Consider the following 14,991-nt stretch of genomic DNA (forward strand, 5'->3'; position numbering starts at 1 on the left):
AGATTACCCCCCATTCAGGGCTGGGCTTGGCGACTCACCGAATCAAACATACTCAAGTAGAGCGCGACCGTCTGTTCAAGCGAGTAGTCAGCGTTCGTCGCGGCTGCTCCCGCCACCCGATCGGGTGGGTTCTGCTGCAGGTCACGCAGGGCGGCGGCAATGGCATCGGGCTGGTTGCGGGGCACGATACGCCCGAAGCCGGTGGCCTCGACCGGGGTGCGAACCCCCGGCAGGTCAGAGGCCAGCGAGGGCACTCCGGCCTTCATCGCCTCGACCTGCACGATACCGAAAGCTTCGAACGAGTTGACCGACGGCAGCGCGAACACATCGAGCGAAGAGTAGAAGTGCGGCAGCTGGCCGTCAGGTAGAAATCCGAGCAACCGGATGCGCGTGTCATCGCCCATCTGCCGGCGCACCCGTTCGACGACACTGCCCCCCGCCACCTTCAGATAGTCGCCCGCGATGAGCAGCCGGGCCTCCGGGTCGTCGAGCTGACGAAACCCCTCCACCAACGACTCGAGCCCCTTCTCTTCGACCAGCCGACCGAGAAAACCCACGTGCAGCCCCGCAGTTTCGCGAAACGTCTCGGCGACATGCGCAAAAGTGTGGGTGGGCGGGGCGATGGCCACGAGCTTGTGGGACGGCATCGCGGCCGCGAGCCGCGAGTGCGTTGCGTAGTCGAGGCTCGATGGAACGATCACCTCGCTGGCTCTGAATGCGAGGCGACTCGACGCATCCATCGCCGTCATCTGAATCCGGTTGAAGAGCCCAGGCGGCAGCGCGATGTCGCACTGGTACGTGCTCACCACCGGCGTGCGCCCCACTCCCACGGCGATCGGCCCCGCCTCGAGCATTGGCATGTGCAGGTTGACGAGCCCGGCTCGACGGCCGTACCGGATGGCCGTGCTCACGAATGACGGGCTGATCAACCCTTTGCCGATGCGCGCCACCACCGGCGTTCTGATCACGTCGACCCCGCCGAGCACCTCCCGGCGCGGCAGCGATGCGTCGTGCTGGCCGGCCACGACCAGCACCGAACGCCCGGCCCGCGCCGATTCCTCAGCCACAATGCGCACCACCTCGGTGAGACCACTGACGTAGGGGGCGTAGTAGTTCACGGCGAAGACGATGTCGTACGACTCAGTCACGGGTGATCCCTTCGAGGGCGAACAGGTCGCCCGAACGTGAGGTGGGTGCGACAGCGGTGCCCGCGCCGGGTGCACTCTGGGTCGTCACCGCGATGGTGACCTGAGCCAGCGAGTTCTGAACCGTCACACCGGTGAGCGGTAGCTTCAGCGCTTCGCCAGCCGCATCGATCGACGCGACGGGTGAGCCGTTCTGTTCGAGGGTGACGGTACTGCCGGGGGCGAGACCTCGCACCTGAAGCGACAGCCCCGCGAGGCTCTGCTCACTGGTGAGCAGCTGCACCACGCCGGCGGCGCTACTCGAGATGGCACCCGAGGCGTCGGTCACATAGCTCCAGCTGGGAGCCGCCACGACCGGCACCGCCACCGTGGCCGGCTTCGTGAGGTCGAGCAGCACGAACTGGCTGTTCTGTTCGACCACGGCTGACGGGTCGTACGAGCCGAAGGCGCCACGGCCCAGCAAAACGTACCGCTCAGGCTGGTCGGCCCAGAACGTGTGCATGGTGAGATTGCCGCGGTAGCCGAGGTCGCCGCGCAGGCTGATGTAACTGACGTCGGGTGCGCTCGAGAGCGCCTCGCTGATCCATAGCTGCTGAAAGAGGGTTGCGCTGGCCACCGCCACCGCGCTGCCATCACCGTTGCCGATGCGGGAGACCCACGAGGCGGCCTCGTGGAACTCGGCGGAGACGAGCACGTCGTCAGACCGAGCATCCACAGTGTTGACGAACGCGAAATTCACGCCGATGCCCACCGTTACGGCTGCCGCGGCAGCGCCTGCGACCAGCACGGCCAACGACCTGCCTCGCCGAGAATTCGAACGAGCGGTCGGGTCGGTCGTGGAACGCTGCGATCGGCGAGCCCAGCGGTAGAGGTTCACCCAACCGAGCACCGCCGCAGTGAACACCAGTGGTGTCACGATGGCAGCGCCGCGCGAGGTGACGTAGTCGTTGCCTTTGAACGCGATGTAGACGATGATCGCGGCAGAGAGAGCTGCCCCCACCGCAAGGGGCCTCGAGCGGCGACCGATCAACGCGAGAACGCACCCGGCCAGAATGGCGAGCACGACCAGGGTGAGCAGCACCTGCCCGGTGTGCCCATAGGTGACGACCCCGTTGGGTTCGAAGATGGCCTGGTACGGCCCGAGCAGGCGCCCCACTCCCTCGCCGAACGACAGCGTGGTGCCACCACCACCCGCGGCAATACCGCCGACAAAAAGACTGTTCTGTATAGCGCGTGCCCAGATCAGCGGCCCCAGCACAATCGACAACCCGATGATCACCAGAGCCCTGGCAAGGGCGCGCGGAACGGCGCGCGGCGCGCGCAGCAGCACCACCATGACCAGCGTGACCCCCGCGAACGGAAGGTACTCGGTGTACGTGCCCACCAGCGCCGCCACCACCAACGCGGCCAGCCAGAGCGGCGTCACCCTTTCTTTGCGCGGGGCCGACACGCCAGCCGCGACCAGCGCGATGACCAGCCCGAGAAAGGCGATGCCGAGCAGCGAGTCTGCATTCTGGCGAAGTACCTGGTCGACCAGCGAGAACGACGTGACCACCACGAGCCCGAGAATCACTCGCCCGATGCGTGCGACGTGGAACACTTCGCCGAGCACCCAGAGCCCACCGGGAACCAGCAGTACCCAGAGCCCGATCCACGGCGAGAACGCGCTGACCGGCCCCAGGCCCGTGAGCGAGCCGAGCCCGGCCTGAACGAGCTCCTGACCCACGCGCAACCCACTGCGCAGACTCTCGGCGGCGGGGCCGTATGCCGGGGAGTCGAGGCCGAGAAGAGGGTTCGCACCGATGTTCGGCAACGCCAGCACCGGATGCCCGGTCAACCAGTCGACGACCGAGGCGTAGTAGAACCCGTCATTGCTCACCGTCGCACTCACGAGTTGAGGCGACCCGGCCAGCAGCGACGGCGCCAGCGCCAGTATCGCCCCAGGAACACCCACCGCGAGGGAGACGCCCCACGCCCCCACACTTCGTAGGGGAACGAACCATTCAGAACGTTCCCGCACCACCGATACGGCGAGCGCCACGACGGCAAGGCTCACAGCGACCCAGATTCCGACGCGCGCCGGGAGGAAGGTGCCGGTCAGATGCAGCACCACCACGAGATACGCCGCACCGAACAACGGAAGCGCCGGGAACAGTACCGCCCTCTGCGACCGCCTGGTCAGCGAGAGAACGGCCAGCCCGAAGAGCGACAGCAGCAGCAGGCCGAGAAGGGCAATGGCAATGACAGCTACGATGTGGACGCCTCCCGGGCGGTAGTGGAACGGGCCCGGATGGTTCGGGCGAGCCCTGCGACCAATTGGATGAGAGCAATGCTCGATCCTATGATAAGCGGGCACGTGACGCGCAGAAGCGGGTCACCGACCACGACCACCGTGGCCGCGGCGGCCACCGCGGCGATGGCCCACGAGCGAATGACCACGCTGTGCCGACCGAGCGCCAGCGAGCCGTCGGAGGCCACGAGCGCGGTCAGAAAAACACCGACACCCACGCTCACCAGCACGATACCGCCGACCGAGAGAACGCGGTCGGCACCGAACAGCAGCCCGATCACGAACGGGCCGAGCACGCTCATGCCGGCGACGATGACGAGACCGACGGCTGCCGCAGCGCCGATGGCGGCGAGCAGGGTTCGCCTGGCCCCGTGCAGGTCGCGCGCCTTCCACTGGCCCGCCAACCGCGGCAGGTACAGGATCTGCAGCACCTGGTAGACGAACACCGGGATACGCGCTATCGAGAGGCACACCAGAATCTGGCCGGTCAGCGCCTCGCTGCCGGTGCCGCCGACGACCTTCGCCACCAGCGTGCCGCTGTTCAGAATGAGCTGAATCGACAGCGCGGCGACGATGAGTCGTGCGAGGTGCCCGGCGAACAACCGAGGCGAAAGTGCTGAGAAGCCCCACCACGAACGGTCACGCCCCAGCAGCGCGGGCAGAATCGACACCGCGGCGGCGACCGGCACGACAAGGGCGAATGAGAAGGCTCCCGAGAAACCGGCGAAGAGAATCAGCGCGGGCAGCAGGATGCGCAGCATCCCCTCCACCGCGATGATGGCCGAGTACGTGGTGGTGCGGTGGCTGCCCGACATCATGCCGCGAACAGGAAACTGCACGGCGTAGCCGACAAACGAGAGGATGAGTGCGACAACCAGCGCCGGCGAGCCGATGTACGCGGCGCCCCCGGGTGTGAACAGCAGCAGGGCGGCGAGCGAAGTGACGAGAGCAAGCGCCGCGCCGCAGAGCAGCACGAACCGTGCCATGCCACCCCGACCTCCGGGCCGGGCTCCCGGTTGGGTTCCAGCGATCGACCGCGCGCTCTCCTGCTCGACCGGGTAGAAGAAGCCGAGGCCGATGGTCACCGTCAATGACCAGAAGACGGCGAAGTTGGCGTATTCACTCGTCGAGGTGCCGTGCGAGACGAAGATGAGCAGAACGTAGCTGCCAATACCGGCGACCACAGCCGCCAGGGCCACAATGGCCGTTCGGGCAAGCGTTGCTCGTGAGGCTGGAGGGGGCACGGTAGAGTCCTCTAGGTGGTTGGCGGCAACCGTAGAAACGATACCGCTCATTTGTTCAATTGGAGGACCACTCAGTGAAAGCGCCCGCGATCGTCCGTGCACTCCGGCCACACCAGTGGCTGAAGAATGTGCTCGTCGTTGCGGCACCGCTCGCAGCCGGCTCCCTTCTGCAGTCCGGGGTCTGGCTGACGGTCATTCTCACATTCGTGATCTTCTGCGCGGCGTCGAGCGGGGTGTACCTCATCAACGACCTGCTCGACGTCGAAGCCGACCGGGCGCATCCGAAGAAGAAGTATCGGCCCATCGCCGCCGGCGAACTCTCTGTGCCCGTCGCCCTCGCAGCGGGAATCGCGTTGCTCATTGCCGCACCCCTTGTCTCTGCACTGATTGTCTCGGTGCCGCTGGCTCTGGTCATCGCGCTCTACGAAGTTCTGCAGATCGCGTACTGCCTCTGGTTCAAGCACACCGAAGTCGTCGACCTCGTCATCGTGTCGAGCGGGTTTCTGATTCGTGCGATTGCGGGCGCCGTCGCCCTCGGCATCCCCGTCTCCCAGTGGTTTCTGCTGGTCTCGTTCGCTGGCTCGCTTCTCATGGTGTCGGGCAAACGCTACTCAGAGAAGGTCGAACTCGAACACTCCGGGTTGCCCACCCGAAAGTCTCTCGAGAACTATTCGGCCTCGTATCTCCAGTTCGTCTGGATGCTCGCAGCGGGCCTCGCCACCATCTCGTACTCGCTCTGGGCGTTCGACCTCGGCGACCTCGCAACGAATATCTGGCCCGCCGTGTCGATCGTGCCGTTCTCGATGGCGATTCTGCGTTACGCCTACAATGTCGACAAAGGTATTGCCGGTGCTCCCGAAGACATCGTGCTCAAAGACCGCCAGTTGCTTCTGTTCGCGCTACTGTGGCTGATCACCTTCACGCTGTCGGTGATTTTTCGCGCACCACACATCTAGAAGCCAGTGCCCCAAAAGAAAGTTGTTCCCATGCCACTCAGAGCCCTTGTCGCCGGCGGTGCCGGGTTTGTCGGCTCGCATCTGTCAGAAGAGCTGCTCGAGCGAGGTTACGAGGTTGTCGCTCTCGACAATCTGATCACCGGCTTCACTGACAACGTCTCCCACCTCGTGGGAAACCCGAACTTCAGCCACGTCAACGGTGACGCTGAAGACGCGATGACGCTGCCCGGTCACTTCGACCTGGTGATGCATTTCGCGAGCCCCGCGTCTCCGCCGCGGTACCTCGCCCACCCGATCGAGACCCTGCACGCCGGCTCGAATGCCACCGAGGCGCTGCTGAACGTGGCCCAGCGCGACGGCGCACGATTCATCATGGCTTCGACCTCAGAGGTGTACGGCGATCCGTCAGTGCATCCGCAGACCGAGGAATACTGGGGCAACGTGTCGTCGACCGGCCCGCGCAGCGTCTACGACGAAGCAAAGCGTTACGCCGAAGCTCTCACCTTCGCCTACCACCGCACATTCGGCGTCGACACCGGCATCGTGCGCCTGTTCAACACCTACGGCCCCCGCATGGATCCCGACGACGGCCGTGCCGTACCGGCGTTCGTGAAGGCCGCGCTCAACAACGTTCCGATTCCGCTGCACGGCGACGGCAGCCAGACCCGGTCGCTCTGCTACATCGACGACCAGGTGCGCGGAATCCTCGCCCTCGCCGCCGCGCGTGGCGAGACCGGGCCCATCAACATCGGCAACCCGCACGAGCAGAGCCTGCTCGAGATCGCCGAGGCCGTCATCCGGCTCACGGGCAGCACCTCGAACATCGAGCTGCACCCGCGCCCGGTCGACGACCCCGAGCGCCGCCAGCCCGACATCACCAAGGCCCGCGCCATTCTGTCGTGGAGCCCCGAGGTCGAGGTCGAAGAGGGCCTCGCGCGCACCATCGCCTGGTTTCGCGAGCACGGCACCTTCAAGGGCCTGCTCACCGAGACAGCTGCGACACCGGCCTGACCTGTTGAGTTGCCGGCCGGTTATCTGCCGGCCGGCACCACGAACAGCTCGTAGCGGTGGTCGGCATCTGACGTGGTGAACGTGGGGCTGTTCGCGTCGGTGACGGCCGCAACCAGCGGCTGCCACGTGGCACCGCTGTCGGAGTAGGCGTAGGTGTCGACAAGAATGGCGCACGCCTTCGACGATTCGACCTTCGATGCGAACACGCTCGGGTCGGTCACGCCGTACCAGAAGTCGGCGCTGTGGGTGCCCGCCACGGCCCCGTAGCTCCACTCGAGGTCGCTCTTCTCGTCATAGATGTAGGGCAGAGCTTCGTCATAGTCGCCCATCTTGCCAATGTTGCCCGACTCGGGGAACGACTTCAGCGGCAGTTCCACCACGCCGCACCCCGGGCCGAGCAGGCTGTCGGTCTTCGCTGCGATCTCGCGCTGCGCGACATCGTCGGTGGCCTGAATCGGGTAACTGGCCTGAATGCCGGCAAGCTGATCGACACCGGCGAAGAGGGCCACCGCCGCCAGCGCGACCACGCGTATCCAGCCCCGACGCACGAGTGAGTCGAAAAAGATGGCGAGGATGCCCAGGGCGAACAGGCTGATGACGACAGACATGCGCGTCCACGCACGAATCTCCGGTGTCACGGCGAAGGCAATCAGCGCGCCGAGCCCCGACACCACGAAGAACAGGAACGCGCCGACCAGAGCGGCGAGCAGCACACCCACCCGGTCATCCAGGGTGAAGCGCTGCAGCCGTGTCGTTGCCGTTCCCGCCGGGCCGTACGAGCGCAGCAGGCGAACCAGCAGCGTGGCGAGCGCGAGAATCAGCGCAATGGTGACCAGCGTCGCCGTCACCGCGCTCTCGGTGGTCGTGAGCACGGTCGAGGTCGCGTCGTAGTCGATCGAGGGCTTTGCGAGCAGGGGGAACCCGCTCGTCGACGACGGCAGCAGCAGGTTCATGACCTTGCCGCCGTACAGCTCCGACTCAATTGCGAGCCGGGCGGTGAAGTAGGTGCTGAACCGGTCACCCAGGTTGAGCGACAGAACGGCCAGCTGCACGCCCACCAGCCCCACCAGAACGAAGGTGGTCACCGTGGGCCACGCGGCCCGTCGCCAGCCACCGCTCGTGACAAACGACAGCACGAGTTTCACCGCCCAGATGCCGCCCACGATCAGGCAGGCGAAGACAAAGTAGTACGACTGTGTCCATGCCACCAGGGCACAGAGCACCAGGATGGGCACCCAGCGGCGTGCCCGGCGCATCGAACGCGTGGTGGCGCGCCCGATCCATGCTGAGAATGGGTCGGTGCGCTCGCCCGCCACCATCAGAACGAGAATGCCCGAGAGCGGCACCGCCCAGTAGTTCGACAGAAACGGGTGCCCCAACTGCAGCTGGTAGAAGTGGTACGGAATGAGCGCGAATGCCACACCGAAGACCACGCTCGTGAGTCGGCGCAACGTGAGGGCGCGAAAGAACGCGTACGCCGTGAAACCCACGGCGAAGAAGCTCAGCAGGTTGTAGATGTTCAGCGCATAGATGCCGTTGGGCAGCACCGCCGAGAGCACCCACACCTCAATGGCCGACCACAGGTCGAACAGGGGAGCGAAGAAGAGGTTCTGCACCGCAGGGAAACCCAGCTGGCTGTTCGGGAAGTAGGGGAAGGTGTGCATGGCGCTCGAGAAGATCTGGTAGTGCAGCACCTGGTCTGCGCCGCCCGTCTGCCACCGCTCGCCGAGGCTGCCCCGCGTCACACCCAGCGCCACGGCCGCCAAGACGATCGACACAAGGCCGCTCAGCAGGGCGAGAAGCAGCTCTCTCAGAACGAACGGCCATGAGGCGAACGAGCGCACGAAGCCTCGTCGCGGCTCCGTGGGCTGAACCGATTCGGCTGCGCGGGAAGGGGCTGAACTCATCGACGTCTCTCGCTAGTGCTAATCTGAACGGGTTTTGTGTTCTCACAGAGAATGTCACCCGCCGGTGCAAAACATCCCCGCCGAAAGGTTACCGTGAAGCTCTCCGTTCTCATGCCCGTCTACAACGAGCAGGCCACCCTCCAGAAAGTGCTCGACAAGGTTCTTGCCATCGAATGGCAGCCTGAGCTCACTGTCGAGTTCGTGATGGTCGACGACGGCAGCGTCGACCTGACCGCGTCGATTCTCGACGGCATCGAAGACGACCGGGTCACCGTGTTCCACCAGCCCACCAACCAGGGCAAGGGCGCGGCGATTCGCAAGGCCGTCTCGCTCGCGACAGGCGACTACCTGATCATCTGCGACGCCGACGAAGAGTATCGCCCCCAGGAGATCCCGGGGCTCGTTCAGCCCATTCTCGATGGCGAGGCGAAGATCGTGTACGGCACCCGCACGTTCGGCAGCCACACCTCGTACAGCTACTGGTACGTCATGGGCAACAAGGGCATCAACCTGTTCACGAACATCGTGTTCAACGCCTTCGTCTCTGATGTCGAGACCTGTTACAAGCTCATGCCCATCTCGCTCTACCGCTCGTTGAACGTCACGTCGAACGGTTTCGGCATGGAGGCCGAGATCACCGGCAAGTTGCTGGCCCGCGGCTACCGCCCCTACGAGATTCCGATCTCGTACAAGGCCCGCACCCGCGCAGAGGGCAAGAAGATCACCGCCTGGGACGGCGTAGAGGCGCTCTGGATCCTGCTGAAGATCCGCCTGCGCGAGGGCTCCAGGCGCCAGCCCCCGGTTTCGCAGTAGCACCGCAATCTGGCGACACACTCACCGGTTCTGAGCAGCCCTCGATGATAGGGTTTCGCCGAAAGACAGGAGTCACGTGGCAACGCTTCGCGTAATAGTCGACCAAATTCTGGCACCAGTGCCGGGTGGTATCGGCCGGTACACCGAAGAATTGACCCGGGAACTCATCACCACAGCCCCGCGCGGGTGCGACGTCGAGGCCATTGTGTCGGCGGTCGCCCCCGAGAGACTGGCCGAGCTGAAGAGCCGTCTGCCGGGCCTCGGCGCCGTGCACCGCACGCACCTCGGCCGCCGCGAGCTGTCGGCCGCCTGGCAGCACGGGCTGCTCACCGGCCAGAGCCATGGCATGGTGCACGCCACCTCGCTGATGGCCCCGCTCACGAAGCACGACCAGCTGCACCAGCCCGGCGAGCAGATCGCCGTCACCATCCACGACGTCGTGCCGTGGACCCACCCCCAGACCCTCACCCCGCACGGTGTCGCATGGCACAAGGCGCTGGCCAAGCGCGCCCGCCGCTACGCCGATGCCATCGTGGTGCCCACCCACGCCGTCGCCGAAGAACTCGCACACTATGTGAACTTCGGTGAGCGCGTGCGGGTGATCGGCGGTGCCGTGAGCTCGAGCCTGGTTCTTCCGGTGAACGCGGATGCCCACGCCGAAGCCCTCGGCCTGCCCGAGTCGTACGTGCTCGCCGTCGGCACCCTCGAACCCCGCAAAGGTCTCGCCGTGCTCATCCAGGCCCTGGCCCGGCCGGATGCGCCAGACCTGCCCCTCGTCATCGCTGGCCCCAAGGGCTGGGGCGATCTCGACGTCGAAGCCGTCGCCGCCGAGGCCGGGTTACCGGCCAACCGCCTGCACGTGCTCGGCTTCGTGAGTGACGAAGACCTCGCGCTGGTCATCAGCCGGGCGACGGTCTTCGTCTACCCGAGCATGGCCGAGGGCTTCGGGCTGCCGGTCATCGAGGCTCTGAATTTCGGCACCCCGGTCATCCACACCGACGTGCCGGCGCTGATGGAGGTCGCCGACGACGCGAGCATCGTGGTGCCGCGCGACGACCCGGCGGGGCTGCCCGAGCGCCTCGCCCACGCCATCGCGCAGGTGGTCAATCACGCCGAGCTCGCCGAGCGACTGCGCATCGTCGGGCTCGATCGTGCGCGCGCCTTCAGCTGGCGCGACTCCGCCGAGAAGGTCTGGCAGCTGCACGCCGACCTCTAGCCCCGCCCGGGCAAGCGCTCACAGGCGCTGCTGCAGGTTCTGGTTCTTCGTCTCGACGAGCAGCGAGAGCTCGTGGCGGTACGTGTCGAGGCGCCCCGCGAGGCCCTCGTCTGCGGTGGCGAGGATGCTCACGGCGAGCAGCGCGGCGTTCGTCGCGCCGCCGATCGACACCGTGGCAACCGGGATACCAGCGGGCATCTGAACAATCGAGAGCAGCGAGTCAAGCCCGTCAAGGCGGGCGAGCGGCACAGGAACCCCGACGACGGGAAGTGTCGTTACCGACGCGATCATGCCGGGCAAGTGCGCTGCTCCCCCGGCACCGGCGATGATGACCTTGATGCCGCGGCCGCGAGCCGAGCGGCCGTACTCCATCATCTTCTCGGGTGTGCGGTGAGCCGAGATGACCTGCACCTCGTGCGGCACGTCGAAGTTCGACAGCACCTCGACCGCGTCGCTCATCACCGCGAAGTCTGAGTCAGACCCCATCACTATTGCCACCAACGGGCTTTCAGAGACCATGCCTCCAGCCTAGAGGAGCGTTCTCCGATCCCTCTCACCTGGCGACCCCACTCGGCCCCTCCCTCTTGACCATGGCATTTCGACGGGTTTAGCCTCAGTGTCATCTGGTTGAAACTAAAAGGGGAGTTCGCTGATGAAATCTTTAGTTGATGCAAATGAAACACACGTCGCTCATCGGGTCACACGACGTACAGCTCGGTTCGGAGCGGTCGCTCTTGTTCTTGCTTCGGTGATGATGTTCTTCGGGGTGGCGCCGGCAAACGCTGGCACCCTGCACTACGGATCAATATCTGAGGGAACAACTCTTTCGTCTGGAGACGAGATCGCTCTTCAAGACAGCTACTTGGTCATGCAATCCGACGGAAATCTGGTCTTCTACGTCAACGACTTCCAGTACCCGGGTACGTTCTATGTGTGCTGGGCGACGGGAACAGACAACCACGCGGGAGCTAGAGCGGTTTACCAGACCGACGGCAATTTTGTCGTGTATTCGACGAGCAACCAAGCACTGTGGTCAACCGAAACAGTGGGACAGTCACCGAACAGCGCTCGGATCGAGGAAAACGGAGGCTACCCGCAGTTCTACGTCGCCAACAAATCCTTCGGCCCGTACAACTGCCCTGACGGCTGGGTGGGCTAGCAGCAGGTGCCGGGCGTGGTGAGCACTCTGCCGGAGTCAGACTAGAGGTCGGAGCCGAGCAGCGCTGCGGCCGCCCGCGCACGGAACACCACGTCGTCGAGGTCGTCGCCGAACGCGGTGACATGACCCACCTTGCGGCCGGGGCGCGGCGACTTACCGTACGTGTGCACCTTCACGCCCGGCTGGTCGGCGAGGGCGTGCGGGTACTGGTCGACGATCTCACCCTCGGTGGGGCCACCGAGCACGTTCACCATGACGGTGTGCGGTGCCCGAACGCCTGTGTCGCCGAGCGGCAGGTCGAGCACGGCGCGCAGGTGCTGCTCGAACTGGCTGGTCACCGACCCGTCGATGCTCCAGTGCCCACTGTTGTGGGGGCGCATGGCGAGTTCGTTCACCAGCAGCCGGTCATCCGTGGTCTCGAAGAGTTCGACGGCCATCACGCCGGTGACACCGAGTTCGTCGGCGATGGTGGTGGCGATGCGTGCCGCCAGTTCGAGAACGCGGGGGTTCGTGCCGGGCGCGGGCGCGAAGACCTCGCTGCAGACGCCGCCCTTCTGAACCGTCTCGACGACGGGCCAGAGCGCGCTGGGCCCCGACGGACGACGAGCGATGAGCTGGGCCAGTTCGCGCCGAAAGTCGACGCGCTCTTCAGCGAGCAGAGCCCCGCCGTTGCCGTCTTCGTTCAGCACCCGAAACCAGTCGGCGGCCTCGGCCGCGGCCCGCACGAGCCGCACACCCTTGCCGTCATAGCCGCCTCGCGCGGTCTTGATGACAGCCTCGCCGTTGTGGTCGTCGATGAAGTCCTGCAGTTCGTCTTCGGTGGTCACCGCGGCCCAGTCGGGCATGGGAATGCCGAGTTCGCCGAGGCGCCGACGCATCTCGATCTTGTCTTGCGCGAAGCGCAGCGCATCGGGCCCGGGCTGTACCGAGTGCCCCGCAGCCACGAGTTGCCTGAGAATCGTCTCAGGCACGTGCTCGTGGTCGAAGGTGATGACGTCGACCGTCTCAGCGAAGCGCAGAACCGTCTCGGCGTCGTGGTAGTCGCCCACCGCCGTCGCAGCCAGGCGGGCAGAAGAACCCTCGGTTTCAGCCAGTACAGAGAGGTCGAGCCCGAGATTCACCGCCGCGGGAATCATCATTCTGGCTAGCTGGCCACCGCCGATTACACCTATGCGAGAGTTCACCCCCACACCTTACTCGTGCTCGACCCCTCGTGTGAGGGGCTCATGGCTCCCGGCATTTGCAAAACCTTTCCCATATAGTCGAAGGATCGATTGAAGACTGAGTATCAGCGGCACACCGGTCCGCGAGAAAGCACATGGGTTTGAACGCGCTGAAAAACTTTGCGAACCGCGCCTGGGGCGGCTTCTTGACCTACGCTGTCAAATTCGGCGTGGTAGGCCTCGCCGGCATGGTGCTCGACGTCGGCATCTTCAACATGCTGCTGCTCGGCGTCTTCGGCACCGGCCACTTCTTCGCCACCGCCATCGGCGCCAAGCTGATCAGCACGTCGGTCGCGATCATCTTCAACTGGATCGGCAACCGATACTGGACCTTTCGCGAGAACCGCCGCAAGAACGTGGGCCTCGAGCTTGTCGAGTACGCCCTGGTCTCTGTCGGCGGCCTCGCCATCGCTGAGGGCTGCATCTGGTTCACCCACCACGTGCTCGGCCAGACCAGCCTGCTTGCCACGAACATCGCGGCGAATGTCGTCGGCCTCGCCCTCGGCACCGCCTTCCGCTTCGTGCTCTACCGCTACTGGGTCTACGGCACGCAGCGCAGCGACGGCCTGCACAACATCACCGCGGCCCTTGCCGCCGAACGCGAAGACGCCCTCGTCAAGAGTTGAACGACGGCCGGTTCGACTGCTCACCGAGCGTCGTGATCGCCGACACGATGAGATTCGCGTCGGGCACGTCTGATAACACGAGTGGATGCTCGCTGCCCGAGTGAATGGTCACGTCGCCGCTTCGGAACACCGCCTGCAACCCCCGCCGGCTGACCGTCACGTCGAACCCCCGCCGTAGCGACACCTCGTGCCGCTGCCGAACGAAGAGCCCTCGTGTCACGATGACGCGCCGCGTGGTGAGGGTGTACCGCCTCGCCAGCCACGATACGACCGGCAGCAGCACTGCCACGAACACCACGAGAATGGCGCCGCCGAGAGCCGCATCGTTCTGCCAGCTCTCGGCGAACCGGCCGAGAAAGTAGCCGCTGGCCCCGGCCACCGCGACCAGCACGAGAACCGGCCAGATCAGTCGACGCCCGTGCGCACGGTAGCGCGCAACCACGCGCTCGGGCTGCTCATCGTGCAGCACCGCGGTGAAGTCGAGGGGGTTCTGGGGCGTCTCGCGCATGGCAGCTTCAGTATCTCAGGTGGGTCACATCACCGGCGGCGACCTGCAGAACGCGGCCGCCCGGTTCGACTTCGAGGCGCAGGCGACCGTCGTCTTCCAGCGCGACGGCGCGGCCTGAGACGGTGTCGCCCCCGGGCAGCTCGACCCTGACCGACTGGCCCAGGGTGCCGCAGAGCTGGCTGACGCGGGCGGCGAGGCCACTGGCCCGGGCATCCCCACCGGCCGCCTCGAACGCACGGTAGAGGGCGGTGAAGGCGCCCAGGTAGGCCGCGAGCACGCCGTCGATACTCAACCCGGTGGCGCCCTCGAGCTGCAGCGACGTGGCTGTGGGCACCGGCAGCTGATCGGCGGTCAGAAAGAGGTTCACGCCGGCTCCCACCACCACGCCGCCACCGTTCGGCAGCAGCTGAGACAGGATGCCCGACACCTTGCGCCCCGACACGAGCACGTCGTTCGGCCACTTGACCCACACTGTTTCGGCATCGCCCGTTGTGGGCACCGAGTGCCGCACCGCTTCGGCCATCGCCGCGCCCGCGAGCAGCGGCAACCATCCGAGCGCTTCGGCGGGCAGAGCGGGTGCACCCGCCGGGCCGTGCCCGAACGGTGCCGGGCGCAACAGAATCGACACGGCGAGCGAACCACCCGCGGGGGCGCTCCAGGTTCGGCCGAGCCGGCCACGACCCTCGGTCTGGTAGTCAGTGGCCAGTACCGAGAGATCGGGCCACGCCAGAGCGTCGGCACCGGTGGCCAGCGCCACGAGTTCAGCGTTGGTCGAACCCGACTCGGGCCGCCAGTCGAGCCGGGCGACCAGGTGAGAGCTTCGTTCGAGGTTCATAGTTCGACATTAGGGGCTCAGGTGCGGGCCGGTAGAGTGAACTCCCGTGAGCGATGAA

The 14,991-nt window shown here is 65.7% G+C and carries 14 protein-coding genes; 6 read left to right on the top strand and 8 right to left on the bottom strand.

The genetic code is table 11. From position 1 onward, the window contains the following. Positions 1-14: 14 nt before the first annotated feature. The 3 genes from QN358_RS03990 to QN358_RS04000 form a co-directional block, all read right to left on the bottom strand. Entirely contained in the window at positions 15-1,148 is a 1,134-nt protein-coding gene (locus QN358_RS03990) for a glycosyltransferase family 4 protein (protein WP_323511678.1), read from the bottom strand. Next, complete coding sequence (locus QN358_RS03995; protein WP_323511679.1) at positions 1,141-3,261, bottom strand: hypothetical protein; 2,121 nt, start codon at positions 3,259-3,261, stop codon at positions 1,141-1,143. The genes QN358_RS03990 and QN358_RS03995 overlap by 8 nt, the downstream gene beginning before the upstream one ends. A gap of 131 nt (positions 3,262-3,392) precedes the next feature. Continuing rightward, positions 3,393-4,679 carry a hypothetical protein gene (locus QN358_RS04000; protein ID WP_323511680.1) on the bottom strand — a complete coding sequence of 429 codons (1,287 nt, stop codon included), beginning with the start codon at positions 4,677-4,679 and terminating at the stop codon, positions 3,393-3,395. A gap of 74 nt (positions 4,680-4,753) precedes the next feature. Between QN358_RS04000 and QN358_RS04005 the strand changes: the two genes are divergently transcribed. After that, on the top strand, positions 4,754-5,635 hold the full coding sequence (locus QN358_RS04005) for a decaprenyl-phosphate phosphoribosyltransferase (protein ID WP_323511681.1): 882 nt from the start codon (positions 4,754-4,756) through the stop codon (positions 5,633-5,635). Between the two features lie 30 nt (positions 5,636-5,665). Next, positions 5,666-6,646, top strand: coding sequence for a UDP-glucuronic acid decarboxylase family protein (locus QN358_RS04010; protein WP_323511682.1), 981 nt, complete (start codon positions 5,666-5,668; stop codon positions 6,644-6,646). Between the two features lie 20 nt (positions 6,647-6,666). Here the strand turns inward: QN358_RS04010 and QN358_RS04015 are convergent, their stop codons facing one another. Next, entirely contained in the window at positions 6,667-8,553 is a 1,887-nt protein-coding gene (locus QN358_RS04015) for a hypothetical protein (RefSeq protein WP_323511683.1), read from the bottom strand. A gap of 93 nt (positions 8,554-8,646) precedes the next feature. Between QN358_RS04015 and QN358_RS04020 the strand changes: the two genes are divergently transcribed. Then, on the top strand, positions 8,647-9,366 hold the full coding sequence (locus tag QN358_RS04020; protein ID WP_323511684.1) for a glycosyltransferase family 2 protein: 720 nt from the start codon (positions 8,647-8,649) through the stop codon (positions 9,364-9,366). A 76-nt stretch (positions 9,367-9,442) separates the two neighbouring features. Beyond that, positions 9,443-10,582 carry a glycosyltransferase family 1 protein gene (locus QN358_RS04025; RefSeq protein WP_323511685.1) on the top strand — a complete coding sequence of 380 codons (1,140 nt, stop codon included), beginning with the start codon at positions 9,443-9,445 and terminating at the stop codon, positions 10,580-10,582. 18 nt (positions 10,583-10,600) lie between these two features. Here QN358_RS04025 and purE read toward each other — a convergent pair whose 3' ends face one another. Further along, the gene (gene purE, locus QN358_RS04030) at positions 10,601-11,101 is read right to left on the bottom strand and encodes a 5-(carboxyamino)imidazole ribonucleotide mutase (RefSeq protein ID WP_136641615.1); all 501 of its coding nucleotides are present in this window, start codon (positions 11,099-11,101) and stop codon (positions 10,601-10,603) included. A 229-nt stretch (positions 11,102-11,330) separates the two neighbouring features. On the opposite strand from purE, the gene QN358_RS04035 reads away from it, so the two are divergent. Beyond that, entirely contained in the window at positions 11,331-11,741 is a 411-nt protein-coding gene (locus tag QN358_RS04035; protein WP_323511686.1) for a hypothetical protein, read from the top strand. A 41-nt stretch (positions 11,742-11,782) separates the two neighbouring features. Here the strand turns inward: QN358_RS04035 and QN358_RS04040 are convergent, their stop codons facing one another. Beyond that, entirely contained in the window at positions 11,783-12,925 is a 1,143-nt protein-coding gene (locus tag QN358_RS04040) for a 5-(carboxyamino)imidazole ribonucleotide synthase (RefSeq protein WP_323511687.1), read from the bottom strand. Positions 12,926-13,065: 140 nt separating this feature from the next. Here QN358_RS04040 and QN358_RS04045 point away from each other — a divergent pair, with 140 nt between their 5' ends. Further along, a complete protein-coding gene (locus QN358_RS04045) occupies positions 13,066-13,590 on the top strand; it encodes a GtrA family protein (protein ID WP_323511688.1) in 525 nt (174 codons plus the stop codon). On the opposite strand, the gene QN358_RS04050 is transcribed toward QN358_RS04045, so the two are convergent. Together QN358_RS04050 and QN358_RS04055 are read right to left on the bottom strand one after the other, a co-directional pair. Beyond that, positions 13,580-14,098, bottom strand: a complete 519-nt coding sequence (locus tag QN358_RS04050) for a PH domain-containing protein (RefSeq protein ID WP_323511689.1) — start codon at positions 14,096-14,098, stop codon at positions 13,580-13,582. The two genes, QN358_RS04045 and QN358_RS04050, sit on opposite strands and share 11 nt — an antisense overlap. Before the next feature lie 7 nt (positions 14,099-14,105). Beyond that, complete coding sequence (locus QN358_RS04055) at positions 14,106-14,933, bottom strand: biotin--[acetyl-CoA-carboxylase] ligase (protein WP_323511690.1); 828 nt, start codon at positions 14,931-14,933, stop codon at positions 14,106-14,108. Positions 14,934-14,991 lie beyond the last annotated feature (58 nt).

The sequence above is a fragment of the Subtercola sp. RTI3 genome, from assembly GCF_035018625.1.
Lineage (GTDB): Bacteria > Actinomycetota > Actinomycetes > Actinomycetales > Microbacteriaceae > Subtercola > Subtercola vilae.